The sequence below is a fragment of the Pseudomonas sp. AGC41 genome (assembly GCF_057334555.1).
In genome coordinates, this window is sequence record NZ_JBHFJB010000130.1 from 7,501 (window position 1) to 21,459 (window position 13,959).

The 13,959-nt window shown below is 61.6% G+C and carries 18 protein-coding genes (1 of these 18 only partly in view); 12 read left to right on the top strand and 6 right to left on the bottom strand.

What is annotated here, in order from left to right; all coding sequences use genetic code 11:
• Nucleotides 1-154, top strand: the 3' portion of a protein-coding gene (locus tag ACE04F_RS21730) for a hypothetical protein (RefSeq protein ID WP_486109867.1). The gene continues 128 nt to the left of window position 1, outside the view; 154 of the gene's 282 nt are visible here — the last part of the coding sequence; its start codon lies beyond the left edge, outside the window; it ends in the stop codon at nt 152-154.
• Between the two features lie 8 nt (nt 155-162).
• Here the strand turns inward: ACE04F_RS21730 and ACE04F_RS21735 are convergent, their stop codons facing one another.
• On the bottom strand, nt 163-732 hold the full coding sequence (locus ACE04F_RS21735) for a TetR/AcrR family transcriptional regulator (protein ID WP_486109868.1): 570 nt from the start codon (nt 730-732) through the stop codon (nt 163-165).
• 89 nt (nt 733-821) lie between these two features.
• Here ACE04F_RS21735 and ACE04F_RS21740 point away from each other — a divergent pair, with 89 nt between their 5' ends.
• Both ACE04F_RS21740 and ACE04F_RS21745 read left to right on the top strand, forming a co-directional pair.
• Nucleotides 822-1,550: an SDR family oxidoreductase gene (locus ACE04F_RS21740; RefSeq protein ID WP_486109869.1), complete on the top strand. Its 729-nt coding sequence runs from the start codon at nt 822-824 to the stop codon at nt 1,548-1,550.
• Nucleotides 1,551-1,582: 32 nt separating this feature from the next.
• Nucleotides 1,583-2,173 carry a DsbA family protein gene (locus tag ACE04F_RS21745; RefSeq protein ID WP_486109870.1) on the top strand — a complete coding sequence of 197 codons (591 nt, stop codon included), beginning with the start codon at nt 1,583-1,585 and terminating at the stop codon, nt 2,171-2,173.
• 8 nt (nt 2,174-2,181) lie between these two features.
• Here ACE04F_RS21745 and ACE04F_RS21750 read toward each other — a convergent pair whose 3' ends face one another.
• From ACE04F_RS21750 to ACE04F_RS21770, 5 genes are all read right to left on the bottom strand, one after another.
• Nucleotides 2,182-3,990, bottom strand: a complete 1,809-nt coding sequence (locus ACE04F_RS21750) for an aminopeptidase P family protein (protein ID WP_486109871.1) — start codon at nt 3,988-3,990, stop codon at nt 2,182-2,184.
• Nucleotides 3,991-4,039: 49 nt separating this feature from the next.
• Nucleotides 4,040-5,206, bottom strand: a complete 1,167-nt coding sequence (locus ACE04F_RS21755; RefSeq protein ID WP_486109872.1) for a cysteine desulfurase family protein — start codon at nt 5,204-5,206, stop codon at nt 4,040-4,042.
• A gap of 162 nt (nt 5,207-5,368) precedes the next feature.
• Nucleotides 5,369-5,983, bottom strand: coding sequence for a LysE family translocator (locus tag ACE04F_RS21760; protein WP_486109873.1), 615 nt, complete (start codon nt 5,981-5,983; stop codon nt 5,369-5,371).
• Nucleotides 5,984-6,079: 96 nt separating this feature from the next.
• Nucleotides 6,080-6,346: a hypothetical protein gene (locus tag ACE04F_RS21765; RefSeq protein ID WP_434603355.1), complete on the bottom strand. Its 267-nt coding sequence runs from the start codon at nt 6,344-6,346 to the stop codon at nt 6,080-6,082.
• Between the two features lie 65 nt (nt 6,347-6,411).
• Nucleotides 6,412-6,825, bottom strand: coding sequence for an antibiotic biosynthesis monooxygenase (locus ACE04F_RS21770; RefSeq protein WP_486109874.1), 414 nt, complete (start codon nt 6,823-6,825; stop codon nt 6,412-6,414).
• A gap of 91 nt (nt 6,826-6,916) precedes the next feature.
• Between ACE04F_RS21770 and soxR the strand changes: the two genes are divergently transcribed.
• The 9 genes from soxR to ACE04F_RS21815 all read left to right on the top strand — a co-directional run bounded on the left by soxR (nt 6,917) and on the right by ACE04F_RS21815 (nt 13,806).
• Nucleotides 6,917-7,369 (top strand): redox-sensitive transcriptional activator SoxR, encoded by a 453-nt coding sequence (soxR, locus tag ACE04F_RS21775; RefSeq protein ID WP_486109875.1) that lies wholly within the window; start codon nt 6,917-6,919, stop codon nt 7,367-7,369.
• A 281-nt stretch (nt 7,370-7,650) separates the two neighbouring features.
• Nucleotides 7,651-8,865, top strand: coding sequence for a PepSY-associated TM helix domain-containing protein (locus tag ACE04F_RS21780; protein WP_486109876.1), 1,215 nt, complete (start codon nt 7,651-7,653; stop codon nt 8,863-8,865).
• Nucleotides 8,862-9,404: a thiamine pyrophosphate-binding protein gene (locus ACE04F_RS21785; protein ID WP_486109877.1), complete on the top strand. Its 543-nt coding sequence runs from the start codon at nt 8,862-8,864 to the stop codon at nt 9,402-9,404. Before ACE04F_RS21780 ends, ACE04F_RS21785 begins: the two co-directional genes overlap by 4 nt.
• Complete coding sequence (locus ACE04F_RS21790) at nt 9,401-9,727, top strand: hypothetical protein (protein ID WP_434569290.1); 327 nt, start codon at nt 9,401-9,403, stop codon at nt 9,725-9,727. The genes ACE04F_RS21785 and ACE04F_RS21790 overlap by 4 nt, the downstream gene beginning before the upstream one ends.
• Entirely contained in the window at nt 9,724-10,299 is a 576-nt protein-coding gene (locus tag ACE04F_RS21795; RefSeq protein WP_486109878.1) for a DUF6162 family protein, read from the top strand. Before ACE04F_RS21790 ends, ACE04F_RS21795 begins: the two co-directional genes overlap by 4 nt.
• Nucleotides 10,300-10,334: 35 nt before the next feature.
• On the top strand, nt 10,335-11,264 hold the full coding sequence (locus ACE04F_RS21800) for a metal ABC transporter substrate-binding protein (RefSeq protein WP_434569292.1): 930 nt from the start codon (nt 10,335-10,337) through the stop codon (nt 11,262-11,264).
• On the top strand, nt 11,261-12,013 hold the full coding sequence (locus ACE04F_RS21805; RefSeq protein ID WP_486109879.1) for a metal ABC transporter ATP-binding protein: 753 nt from the start codon (nt 11,261-11,263) through the stop codon (nt 12,011-12,013). The genes ACE04F_RS21800 and ACE04F_RS21805 overlap by 4 nt, the downstream gene beginning before the upstream one ends.
• The gene (locus ACE04F_RS21810) at nt 12,013-12,912 is read left to right on the top strand and encodes a metal ABC transporter permease (protein ID WP_434569294.1); all 900 of its coding nucleotides are present in this window, start codon (nt 12,013-12,015) and stop codon (nt 12,910-12,912) included. Before ACE04F_RS21805 ends, ACE04F_RS21810 begins: the two co-directional genes overlap by 1 nt.
• A complete protein-coding gene (locus ACE04F_RS21815; protein ID WP_486109880.1) occupies nt 12,913-13,806 on the top strand; it encodes a metal ABC transporter solute-binding protein, Zn/Mn family in 894 nt (297 codons plus the stop codon).
• Nucleotides 13,807-13,959 lie beyond the last annotated feature (153 nt).

Sequence of the window (13,959 nt, forward strand, 5' to 3'; positions counted from 1 at the left end):
CCAGTGCAGGGCCAGCGCCGCCAACTCATGCGCGCCCAAAGGTTACAAAATCATCGCCAAATCAGGTGACGCCGTTGAGGAACCTGGGGATTATCCTTTCGGGCTCAATCCAGCCGGATACACCAGCCGCAGCATGATCGTCATCTGCAAATAAGCGGCGCTTCAGTTGGACTGTCGTTCGGCCAGGCGATGGCTGATCTCGTCATGGCTGGACCTGAGAACCTCCTGCTGGAGCTCAGGCGCTGCCAGCATTCGCGCAACAACCAGCGCACCCACGCATTGAGACAGGATCGCCCAAGCCAGGCTATCGCTCTCAAGTATCCGCGCCCAGCTTTCGTGCAGCCGGCAGATCCAGGCTTGCGCGGCCTCACGCACCGACATATCCGAACGCGCAATCTCGGCCCCCAGAACCGGCAAGGCGCAACCAGCCTCGGGCTGCTCGACATGGCTCATGCTCAGGTATTGCTTGAGACAACGCTCCAGTTTCATCGAGTCCATGGCGCCGTTACCACTCAAGCGCTCCAGGCTTTGGCTCAACTCGCGCTCGACGATCGCCTTGAAAAGCTCATCCTTGGATGAGAAATGGCTGTAGAACGCCCCACCGCTAAGACCGATTGCCTTCATCAGGCCATCTACCCCTACCGTCGAAAATCCCGATTTCTTGGCCGACATGGCACTGCTTGTCAGCAGTTTTTCTCGGGTTTCCATCTTGTGATTGGCTGAATAACGCATGTGTTTGCCTCTGGATGCTCATCTTGACGCTCGGCGGATCTTAGCATAACGTCCGTTTAGCTAACGACCGTTTACCAATGAGGCCAATCATGAATAACAAGAAGATTGTACTGATAGTGGGAGCTGGCGATGCCACTGGCGGCGCGATAGCCCGGCGTTTCGCTCGGGAAGGTTTCGTGGCCTGCGTCACTCGTCGCAACGCTGACAAGCTTGAGGCATTGGTCGACGAAATCCGTGCCCAAGGCGGTGAAGCTCACGGTTTTGCCTGCGACGCACGCAAGGAAGATGACGTAATCGCGCTGATCGAGCAAATCGAGGATCAGGTAGGGCCGATCGAAGCCTTCGTATTCAACATCGGCGCCAACGTGCCTTGCAGCATTCTCGAAGAGACGGCTCGCAAGTATTTCAAGATCTGGGAAATGGCCTGCTTTTCAGGTTTCCTCAATGCTCGAGAAGTGGCCAGACGCATGGTCAAACGTCAGCGCGGCACGATCCTGTTTACCGGGGCCACGGCAGGCTTGCGCGGGGCATCAGGGTTCGCCGCATTTGCGGGGGCCAAACATGGCATTCGGGCCTTGGCCCAGAGCATGGCGCGAGAACTAGGGCCGATGAATATTCATGTAGCCCATGTGGTGGTGGATGGCGCCATCGACACCGACTTCATCCGCGACAATTTTCCAGAAAAATACGCAACCAGGGCTGAAGACGGCATCCTCGACCCGGAGCACATCGCCGAAAACTATTGGTACCTGCATACCCAGCCGCGGGATGCCTGGACCTTCGAACTGGATCTGCGCCCCTGGAACGAACGCTGGTAAGCCTCCCTCACAACGACAAGAGAAGCGTAGCCATGAACAGATCCGTCGAGTTTTTCTTCGACCTGGGCAGCCCGACCACTTACCTGGCCTATACCCAATTGCCCGCGCTCTGCGCCGAAACCCATAGCGAGCTCATCTACCGCCCCATGCTCCTGGGCGGCGTATTCAAGGCAACGGGCAACGCGTCGCCCGTTACCGTGCCGGCCAAGGGGCCTTATCTGTTCCAGGACTTGAACCGTTTCGCCAAGCGCTACGGTGTCGACTTCAAGCTCAACCCGCATTTTCCAATAAACACATTGCTATTGATGCGCGCCGTCACGGGCATGCAACTGCGTCATCCGGATCGTTTCGAGACTTTCACGAGTTGTCTGTTCCGGGCGCTCTGGGTGAATGCCCGCAATCTCAACGACCCGGCAACAGTCGCGGCCGTGCTGGACGAAGGCGGTTTCGACCCTGCCTATGTGCTTGCCCTTACAGCCGACGAGCAGGTCAAGGAAGCGCTCAGGAATACAACCGAAGAGGCCGTGCGCCGAGGGGTGTTCGGTGCGCCGAGCATGTTTGTCGGCAACGAGATGTTCTTTGGCCAGGATCGCCTGGACTTCGTCCGTGAAGCCCTCGGCTGACCCTTGCCTCAGATTGCCGCTGTCCGTGTGTTCAGCCATTGCAGCGCAGCGCCATCGAGCAGCGGACTCAAGCGCCGCTGAACCTCGCCGTGGTAGGCGTTGAGCCAGTCCTTTTCGTCCTGGGTCAGCAGCGACGGCTCCAGGCAGCGGGTGTCGATCGGGCACAGCGTCAGGGTTTCGAATGCGAGGAATTCGCCGAACTCGCTGCTGCCCGCCTCGCGGTTCAACACCAGGTTCTCGATGCGAACACCCCAGCGGCCCGGGCGATAAGTGCCCGGCTCGATGGAGGTGATCATGCCCGGCTGCATGGCGGTCTGAGGCGCGGCAGCGGCCTGATAGGCAATGACTTGCGGGCCTTCGTGGACGTTGAGGAAATAGCCGACACCGTGGCCGGTGCCATGACCGTAATCCACCTGCTCGGCCCAGATCGGCGCCCGGGCGATGGCATCCAGCAGCGGCGACAGGATGCCCTTGGGGAATTTGGCCCTGGACAAGGCAATCACGCCTTTGAGCACGCGGGTACAGTCACGCTTCTGCTCCGACGTCGGTGTCCCGACCGGCACCATGCGGGTGATATCGGTGGTTCCGCCAAGGTACTGGCCGCCCGAATCGATCAACAGCAGGCCATCGCCCTCGATGACCGCATGCGCTTCTTCCGTGGCGTGATAATGAGGCATCGCGCCATTGGCATTGAACGCTGCGATGGTGTTGAAGCTCAAGGAAACGAACTCCGGCCGGCGCTTGCGCGCTGCGGTCAGGTGCTCATCGATGGTCAGTTCGGTGATGCGCTCATGGCCCCAGGCACTTTCCAGCCAGGCAAAAAATTCGCAGAGCGCCGCTCCGTCCTGCTCCATGGCTCGACGGATGTGCTCGGCATCGGCCGGGCTTTTGCGCGATTTGGCCAGCGTCGTGGGGTTGAGCCCTTCGACGAGTTTCACGCCGCTGTCCAGATTGTCCAGCAAGCCGACCGTGACCCGCGCTGGGTCGACCTGCAGGCTGGCGCCGCTCGGCACTTCACGCAATGCAGTGGCCGCTTCCCTGTAGTCGCGCAGTGTTACGCCATCCTGCTCGAGAGCGGAACGCAGCGCAGCGTCGACCTTGTTCAAATCCACAAACAGTGTCGCCTGTTGCTGGCTGATCAGGGCAAAGGAGACGAATACCGGATTGAATGACACATCCGCGCCGCGCAGGTTGAACAGCCAGGCGATGTCGTCCAGGGTGGCGATGAAATGCCAGTCCGCGGCACGCTCCTTCAGGGCTTCGCGCAACTGGGCAATTTTCTCGACACGACCGGTCGTGGCTTGCGGCGGCAAATGCGCGTAGACCGGTTGATTCGGCAGGCTCGGACGATCGGTCCAGGCTTGTGCGAGCAGATCGATGTCGGTACGCAGCCGTGCGCCACGCTCTTGCAACTTGCTGCTCAGGGTCCGCGCGGATGCCACCGCCATGACCGCCCCGTCGACCGCAACCACACCAGCTTCAGGCGTATTTTCAGCCAGCCAGTCCAACGGCCCGGGCTGTCCGGGGATGAGCTTGACCAGCTCGATGCCGCTGCCTTCCAGTTCCCTGGTGGCTTGTTCCCAGTAACGACTGTCCGCCCAGACCCCGGCGAAATCCGCGGTCACGATCAATGTGCCGACCGAGCCATGGAACCCGGACAACCATTGGCGCCCTTGCCAGTACCCCGGTAGATACTCCGAAAGATGCGGGTCGGCGGAAGGCACCAACAGCGCATGGATGCCCTCCTGGCTCATCAATTGGCGAATTCGGGCCAGGCGCTGGGGAACCTGTCCCGGGGTCGAAGGCTGGGTACTCATCATCACTCCTGCTAATCAATTTTATTGTTCGATGCCGAATGCGTTCGGCTCAGGGGGTTGCCGCCCAGAAGGCCGGTGCGGCAACGCAGGCGGCCTTGATCAATCGCACCGCCTCATCTATATCCTGTTCGGTGGTAAAGCGGCCCAGGCTCAAACGAATGGTCCGCCCGGCCGCGCGTGCATCATGCCCAAGGGCGACCAACACGTGGGATGGGGTGTTTTGCGCCGAGTTGCAAGCCGAGGTCGCGGAGAATGCCATCGATGCGCCCAGCGTCGCCGGGTTGAACTCACCTTCGTTGAACGTCAGGCTCACCGTATGGGGAATGCGACAGTTGGCACTGCCATTCATACACACACCGGGCAACGCCAGCAAAGGTTCAAGCAAACGATTGCGCAACCGGGCGATGTCGGCGAGTTCCTCATCAAAGGACTGCGCCGTCAGCTCGAATGCCGCGCCCATCGCGGCAATCTGATGGGTCGCCAAGGTCCCGGAGCGCAAGCCACCTTCATGACCGCCGCCATGGATCTGGGCTGACAGCCGCGGGCGCGCGCGATCACCGACGTAAAGTGCGCCGATCCCCTTGGGGCCGTAGATCTTGTGTGCGGAAAACGACATCAGATCCACCGGCCACCGGGCCAGGTCGATGCTCACTTTTCCCGCACCCTGGGCCGCGTCCATATGAAACAACGCGCCATGCTCCCGAACGATCTCGCCAATGGCGATGGCGTCATTGACGGTGCCCAATTCGTTATTGACCAGCATCAGCGACACCAGGAAGGTATCTTCGCGCAGCGCCTCGCGAACCGCTTGTGGTTCGATCAGGCCATCGGCGTCCGGCGCCAGCCAGGTTACCGCGACGCCACTTTCCTCGAGTTGCCTGACCGTATCGAGAACGGCCTTGTGTTCGATCAGGCTGGTAATGACGTGGCCGCCACGCGCTTCACGCGCCTGGGCCACGCCCTTGAGGGCCAGGTTATTGGATTCGGTGGCGCCGGAAGTCCAGACGATTTGTCCGGCCTGAGCCCCCACCAATCGGGCCACCTGCTGGCGCGCCAATTCCACGGAACGCCGAGCCGCCTGGCCGAAGGCATGGGAGCTGGAGGCCGGGTTACCGAAGTTACCGTCGAAACCCAGGCATTGGACCATGACCTGGATCACCCGCTCATCCACTGGGGTAGTGGCGGCGTAATCAAAATACAAAGGACGCTTATTCATAAGGAAGCTCGCAGAATCTGTTCCAAGACCAGATGCCCTCGTTGGGTTCGAGACATAGCTTTAACTGATCAAGACCTTAAAAGAAGTCGGACTTCATTTAAAAGTGCGTAGGAACGCTCCTGAAACAGCGAGCTTAGCAGGCATCGCGTTGAAGCTCAGCCCTTAACTCATGCTTTCGAGCAACAACGGATACAGCGATGCGACCAACAGCAGCGCCATGCCCCAGTTGAACACACGGAGCCACCGGCGATCCTGCAACAAGTTGCGCAGCAGGCTGCCGCAGACTACCCACAGGCTGACGCTGGGCAGGTTGATGAGCGCAAACACCGCCGCGATCACCACCACGTTGAAAAAGTAACCCTGTAGCGGCGTGTAGGTGCTGATGGCGCCGATGGCCATGATCCAGGCCTTTGGGTTGACCCATTGGAACGCTGCTGCGCCCCAGTAGCTGATCGGTTTGTTCTCACCCGCGCCACCGTCCGAGACCGGACCGGAATGGGCGATTTTCCAAGCCAGGTATACCAAGTATGCCGCACCGACGTAGCGCAGCACGGTGTAGAGCAGCGGATATGTCTGGAACACCGCGCCCAGCCCAAGGCCCACCGCCAGCACCAGGGAAAAGAAGCCGCAAGTGATGCCGAGCATGTGCGGGATGGTCCGGTTGAAGCCGAAATTCACACCCGAGGCCAGCAACATGGTGTTGTTGGGGCCGGGCGTTATCGAGGTCACCAGGGCAAACAGGGCGAAGCCCAGCAGCAGGTCAAGCGAGAGGGTCATGGCAGATCAATCCGTCGGGTCAGTCAGGAGATGACCCTACCCCACGTCCCGGCGCAAACCCATGGACAGTTAGGCGAAACTTCTGGCGGTACAGTCTCAGCTCGACCGGCCCGGTGCCTGGACTGTCTGCTCGGCGCTCATCTCGCCGCGCTCGTCGAAACCGACGTTTTTCTGCGAAGGACCGAGCAATTCGGCTTTCTTCGCATGGTACTCATCAAACGAAAGCCCCCGGCGATTCAAGGCTTCGAGGGCCAGCTCACGGGATTCCTCGGCGGTGTAAGGACGCAGCTCCGGGGACGACGAAGCGCAACCGCTCAATACGGTGACAGTCAACAGCAGCAAGACAGCAAGGATACGATTCATGGCGGGTGTCCGATGTTCAGTTGGGCGATGAACAAAGGCTACCCGCCGGCACGGAACGGCAGAAATCAACGCTTTTGATAGTGGGTATCGTCTTCTCGGATCTCCCGTTGCGCTTGGTTGACCAACGGGCAATGCAACGCATCGTCCAGGCTGCGCTCGATGTTGCGCAGCACCTGGAACGAGCCAAACGTCACCGCTTTGGCCCGATGCGCCTGGATGAACTGCCAGAAACTTTCCTCACCATCCTCAACGCTGCGGAACGCCGCTTCACCCGCCTCGCGGGTTTGCCATTGCAGGTAATTAAGCACCCGACACCCGTCATCGCTGACTTGGATACTGGCATTGAGGAAACCCGAATGATCACGAGCCAGGCGCTCGGTCTGCGCTGCCAGGGCGTTGACCAGCGTCTGCTGCCACTGAGGCTCGATGTCGAATTCGATCAACTGCGTGAAGCTGCGATGACCACTTGGCGATTGCATGAAGAGTTCCCCGTTCAGGTAAGGCGGATCTTGCGATCCGAAGGCCTGCAGGGTAAAACCTCCAGTTAAGTCAAGGTCAAGCGGTGATTCAGTGACGACATCCATAAACATTCACAAGGAACTGACCGTCGGCCAAGTGGCCGCCCGCAGCGGCGTGGCGGTCACCGCGCTGCACTTCTATGAAACCAAGGGCCTGATCAAAAGCACGCGCAACCCGGGCAACCAACGTCGTTACCCTCGGGAAGTCCTGCGGCGCGTGGCGCTGATCAAAGTCGCCCAGCGCCTGGGTATTCCCCTGGCGGAAATCGGCGAGGCACTGAAAAACCTGCCGGACCACCGTGCGCCCACGGCCTCCGACTGGAAGACCCTGTCAGCGCAGTGGAGCCGCAATCTGGATGAGCGGATCAACCAACTGGTTGCATTGCGAGACCGGCTCAACGGTTGTATCGGCTGCGGTTGCCTGTCGATGGAACATTGCCCGCTGCGCAACCAGGGAGATGTGCTCGGCAAGCGTGGGCCAGGGGCGCATTTGCTGGAACCGTGAGACGTTCGTCGGCCTATGAGTCCCGCCGTGGTTACCTGGAAGATGCTTGGGGCCGCTGCGCGCCCCAGCGGGAGCAAGCTCCCTCGCCACGATAAGACCGGGCACCCGTTCGAGAACGCGAAACATTTTCTTTCATCTTCCCTTTCAGGATTCCGGCTGCTCGTTCGTCTTAATTAGATGCAGCAGGCCGCGTCGGCAAAAGCCACGGCCGGCTTTTCCAGGGTTCATGGTGTTGCGAAGCCCGCGACACGGAACCTTTCATCGAATCAAGACGCTCAATCATGTCGAAGAAGTCCCGCTCCAAACTCTGGTTCCTGATTCACAGCTGGCTGGCACTGCCCATCTGGTTTTTTGTTCTGATCGTTTGCGTCACCGGTACCCTGGCGGTGGTCAGCCAGGAGATCGTCTGGCTGGTCAATCCGGAAATGCGCGCCAGCAAGCCCGCCGACCATGTCCCGTTGCTCAGCTACGACCAGGTCGTTGCCGCCATCAAGCAAGCCCAGCCACTGACCCAGGTGCAAAACATCGTGCGTCCGGACGAGTCGCACTTCGCCCTGGAGGTCAAGGTCACCTACCCCGACGGTCGCCCCGACACGGTGTACGTCAATCCTTATAGCGGGGTCATCCAGGGATCGGCACCGGCATTCAACTTCAAGGGGTTCACCCGTGCATTGCATGGCTGGTGGCTGGTGCCGTTCACCAACGGCTACAGCTGGGGCTGGTACCTGGTGTCCTTGCTCGGCCTGCCGATGCTCGCGTCGTTGGTGACCGGGCTGGTCGTCTATAAACGTTTCTGGAAAGGATTCTTCAGCCCGACCCTGCGTATTCGCCACGGGGCTCGCATTTTCTGGGGTGACTTCCATCGGCTCAGTGGCATCTGGTCAATCTGGTTCATTGCCGTCATTTCCATTACCGGCACCTGGTTCCTGATCGAAGCCACGCTGTTCGATAACGGAATTTCCATCTCCAGCGCTCCGGTCGTCCCTGTAGTGGCCCGTGAAAACGTTCCGCTGTCGACGGGTGGTACGCCACCGCCGCTACTGAACCTGGACCGTGCCATTGAAATTGCCCAGCAGCGAATTCCGGGCCTGGAAGCGAGCTTCGTCAGTCTGCCGGGCAATGCCTACAGCCATCTGGAAGTCGGTGGACGCGGCTGGTATCCGCTGATGTTCCAGACGGCGACCATCAATCCCTACAACGGTGATGTCGACGCGTCCCGCTTGTTGTCGGACCGCACGGCGCTGGAGTTCGTGACCGAATCCATGCGCCCGCTACACACCGGGGATTTCGGTGGCATCTGGATCAAGCTCATCTGGTTTTTCTTCGGACTGGTGCTGAGCATGATGGTCCTCAGCGGTTTGCTGATCTGGACCAAACGCACGGCCCTCGCGACCGCCAACGCCCTCAAGCGCAATCAGAAACCCGCGCGGCCAGCTCAGACCACGCCCCAACTGCAGCCGTCGCTGCACCGTGACTCACCGGAGGGCAGCCTGTGAACCCGTCCACTACGACAACGTCTGCGTCACGCCTGGGCCAGTTCTGGCATAAATGGCGTTTCCATCTCAACGTGCTATTGCTGCTGATTCCCCTGGGCTTCATGCCCAAGTATTTGTCGGAGGCCGCGTTGTTCCGAGGCGACGGCGGGCTTGGCGAGCGGGAAGTCGGCGAAGTCCAGGTAGGTCCCTGGAGCTTGCGCCTGGCGGAGTTTCGTAACGAAGCGCCACGTACCCAGGGGCCCGCCGGGCCGATGAAACACTTCAACGCCGCCCTGTGCCAGCGCTGCATCAGCGAGGTTAAAGCCACCTATCTGCGCATCGGCAAGCCTCGCAGCCTGCGGGCCGCCGGGGTGATTTTCTTCGGTTCGCCCTATCGCATGGGCGCCCTGTTGCCGGTGCCGAAAAAGACCCAGCCAGACGCCGAACTGTGGATCACCCTCGAAGGCTGGGACGGTTCGATGCATCAAGCTTCCATCCCCCTGAGCCAGGCCTCCCCGGCCACCGTCGCCTGGTTGCAATCCCAAGGAGCCCGACCATGAACCTCCGCGCCTCTTTCAACAGCCTGGCGCTGCTACTCTGCGCAGGCTTGAGCACCAGCGCCCTGGCCCACAATCCGATGTGCGAATGCAAGGCTATCGACGCTGAACAGATCCAGTGTACAGGCGGTTTTTCCGACGGCAGCGGCGCCCCCGGAGTGACGCTGGACGTGATCGGCTACGACGAAACCATCCTGGTCCCCGGCAAGCTCGGCGCCGACTCGACGTTGACCTTCAAGAAACCCAACGCCGAGTTCTACGTACTTTTCGACGCCGGCCCCGGCCACGTTGTGGAAATCGACCAAGCCGACATCGAGGCCCCATGAGCGCACCCACCACCCAGGTCATCCGCCCCGCCGGTGCCGGCCACGAAACCCTTTATGTGTTGCTGCTGTGCCTGATTATCCTGCTGGGCGCCGGTTCGGTCGTGGCCTGGCATGGGGAAACCCGGGATGTCGCCCACCTGGACGACCATCAGTTGGACGCACGCCGCGACCTCAGCGCCGCCGAGCAAGGCATTTATGCCGACCTGCGGGTCACCCTGGATGAGATCCGGATCCTGCGCGAAAGCGAGCAGGCCCTCCCCGGTCCGCAAGCCCTGGCCGATGAAGGCTTCGCCCCGTTCGCCCAGGACGCCAGCTCGGTCAGCCGCGGCGGCCATGCCTGGCAATTGCTGGAGGCGCGAGCCTACTTCGGCGCGAGCGCCAATCCGTCCGTCGCAGGCTCCTTTCTGATGCGCATCAGCGAAGTGCCCGACGCGTCCCCGGACATCTGGCTAAACCGCGGCCACCCTCCCACTGCCCCTATCGCGTTGGACGATGCCGCTTTGTCCGCTGCCGGCTGGCAACAGATCGTCGCGCAATTCGACGCTGGCGTAACCCGCCAGCATCGGCATTGACCCCACGCCCTCATTCCAGAGAAGACCGCTTGCCCATGTCTATTGCACCTTCACGCCGCCCCTTGCTGCGCCTGCTGCTGATTGGCCTGCTCGCCTGCCTGTTCACTCCCATGGCCAGCGCCGAAACGGCCAAGCGCCTGCGCATCGGCATCACCCTGCACCCTTATTACAGCTACGTAGCCAACATCGTCGGCGACAAGGCCGAGGTGGTGCCGTTGATCCCGGCCGGCTTCAACCCTCACGCCTATGAACCCCGCGCCGAGGACATCAAACGCATCGGCGGGCTCGATGTGATCGTGCTCAACGGCGTGGGTCACGACGATTTCGCCGACCGCATGATCGCCGCCAGCGAAACCCCGGACGTTAAGGTGATCGAGGCCAACGAAAACGTTCCCTTGCTCGCCGCCACCGGAACCGCGGCGCGGGGCGCGGGCAAAGTCGTCAATCCGCATACGTTCCTGTCCATCAGCGCCTCCATTGCCCAGGTCAACAACATCGCCCGGGAACTGGGCAAGCTCGACCCGGACAACGCCAAGACCTACACGCAGAACGCCCGGGCCTACGGCAAGCGCCTGCGGCAGATGCGCGCCGCCGCCCTGGCCAAGCTGACCCAGGCGCCCAACGCCGAGCTGCGGGTCGCCACGGTACACGCCGCCTACGATTACCTGCTGCGCGAATTCGGCCTGGAAGTGACTGCCGTGGTCGAACCGGCCCATGGCATCGAGCCAAGCCCCAGCCAGTTGAAAAAGACCATCGACCAGCTGCGTGAGCTGGACGTGAAGGTGATCTTCTCGGAGATGGATTTCCCATCCACCTACGTCGACACCATCCAGCGTGAATCGGGGGTGAAGCTGTACCCGCTGTCGCACATTTCCTACGGCGACTACAGCGCCGAGAAATACGAAAAGGAAATGACCGGCAACCTCGACACCGTGGTCCGGGCGATCCAGGAGTCCGGCGCATGACGGCTCAGGAACCCATCATCCAGCAACATGCCGGCCCGATGATCGAGTTCGCCGACATCAGCCTGAATCTTGGGCGCACCGCGATTCTCGACAATGTGGCCTTTCAGGTACAAGCCGGCAGCATCCATGCACTGGTCGGCCCCAACGGCGGCGGCAAGAGTTCGCTGATCAAGACTTTGCTTGGACAGATGCCGCACCAGGGCCGCTTGAGCCTGCAATGGCCGGGCGAGCCCGGCGTCATCGGCTACGTGCCCCAGGCGCTGGAGTTCGACCGGGGCCTGCCCATGACGGTGGACGACTTCATGGCGGCCATGTGTCAGCGGCGCCCGGCCTTCCTCGGTGTGAGCAAGCATAATGCTGGCGCCATCGGCCAAGCCCTCGAGCGGGTCGGCATGCAGGACAAGCGCAAGCGACGCATGGGCGCGCTGTCCGGCGGCGAGCGCCAGCGGGTATTGCTGGCCCAGGGATTGATTCCGCCGCCGCAACTGCTGGTACTGGATGAACCCATGTCGGCTTTGGACGAAGCCGGCATCCAGGTGTTCGAACGCTTGCTGCAGGACTGGCGCCAGGCCGGCATTACCGTGCTCTGGATCGAGCACGACCTGGAAGCCGTCGGGCGCCTGGCCGATCAGGTCACCGGGCTGAATCGACGGGTGTTGTTCGACGGCCCGCCGCGCCAGACCCTGACCCCGGAACGGCTGCTGACGCTGTTTTCGACCCATCCACGTGCCAACGGGAGCGCCGTCTGATGAGTTATGAAGCCTTCCGCCTGATGGTCCAGGGTTGGGCCTCCTCCGGTTACCTGCCCGAGGCACTGGCCTATGGTTTTGTGGTCAACGCCTTGCTGGCCGGGCTGTTGATCGGTCCGGTGCTGGGCGGCCTCGGCACGCTGGTAGTGGTCAAGCGCTTTGCGTTTTTCTCCGAAGCGGTGGGCCATGCGGCCCTGACCGGCGTCGCCGTCGGCATCCTGCTCGGCGAACCCTACACCGGGCCCTATGGCAGCCTGTTCGGCTACTGCCTGCTGTTCGGCATCCTGCTCAATTACCTGCGCAACCGCACCGGCCTGGCCCCGGATACGTTGATCGGCGTATTCCTCTCGGTGTCCCTGGCCCTGGGCGCGAGCCTGCTGCTGATCCTGGCGGGCAAGATCAACGTGCACATCCTGGAAAACGTGCTGTTCGGCTCGGTGCTGACGGTCAACGGCAATGATCTGGCGGTGCTGGCGGTGGTCGGTTCGCTGGTGATGGCGCTGGCGCTGCCGCTGTACAACCGGATCATGCTCGCCAGCTTCAACCCGCAGCTGGCAGCGGTACGCGGGGTAGCGGTCAAGACGCTGGACTATCTGTTCGTGGTCCTGGTGACGCTGATCACTGTGGCGGCGGTGAAAGTCATCGGCGCGATCCTGGTGGGTGCGTTGCTGGTGATTCCGGCCGCGGCCGCGCGTTTGCTCAGCCAATCGTTGAAAGGTTTTTTCTGGTGTTCGGTGCTGATCGCCACCGTCAGTACTTTATGCGGGATCCTGGCGCCGATCGTTTTCGACCTGCCGATCCCGTCCGGTGCCGCGATCATTCTGGTGGCCGGCATCGCCTTCGCCCTGAGCGCCATCGCCCGTGGCGTCGTCCCCCATCTGAAAGGGAATCTTGGATAAATGGTTTTTTCATTACGACAACTGGCCTTGGCTCTGGCCCTTGGCGGCGCAGTGATCACCTCGTCGATGGCCGCCGAAAAAATCCAGCTACTGGCCTCGCTGCCTGTTACCTACGGATTGGGCGAGGCCTTGCTCAAGGGCACCGACGTCAGCCTGGCCCGGGCCGCTCCGGACAATCTTCCCGGCACCCGGCAAAGCGCCTATTTCAGTGGCCGTGGCGCCCCGGCCCTGAGCAAGCTGGCCGGCGAGGCCGACGCGGTGATCGGGCTGCGTTCGCTCTGGCCGGACGATCCGCTGTACCCCATGGCCCGACGCAGCAATATCCGTATCGTTGAAATCGACGCTGCTCGTCCGGTGGACGGCGCCCTGCCCGGCATCGCCATACAATCGGGCATGACTGACGGCCTGGCGAGCCAGCCGTGGATGGCCAGCCACAATCTGGGGCGGATGGCCGACGTGATCGCTGCTGATCTGGTGCGCCTCGTCCCGGCGGACAAAGCGAAAATCGATGCCAACCTGGCGGCACTCAAGCAGCGCCTGCTCAAGCTCAGCGCCGACAGCGAAAAGCGCCTCGCCAGCGCCGACAACCTGAGCGTGGTCAGCCTGAGCGAGCACTTTGGTTACCTGATCAGTGGATTGAATCTGGATGGCATCAGCACCGATGCCCGCCCCGACGCCGAATGGACAGCCGAAGCCCTGAAGCAGCTGACCGCCACGCTCAAGGAGAATGATGTCGCGTTGGTGCTGCATCATCGACAGCCGCCGGAAGCTGTGAAGGCGGCCATCGCCCAAAGCAGTAGCCAATTGCTGGTACTGAGCACCGACGGTGCCGATCCGGTGGCGGAGCTGGAAAACAACGTGGGGCTGGTCGTCACGGCACTGACGAAAGGCTGACAACAGTCCCCTGGGGGAGCGAGCCTGCTCGCGAAGGCGTCGGCACATTCAACATCAATGCCAGCTGACACACCGCTTTCGCGAGCAGGCTCGCTCCCACACTCTGATCGGGGGCGCCCCAGGATCCCGGACCTACTGAAAGTCCCTTGTGGG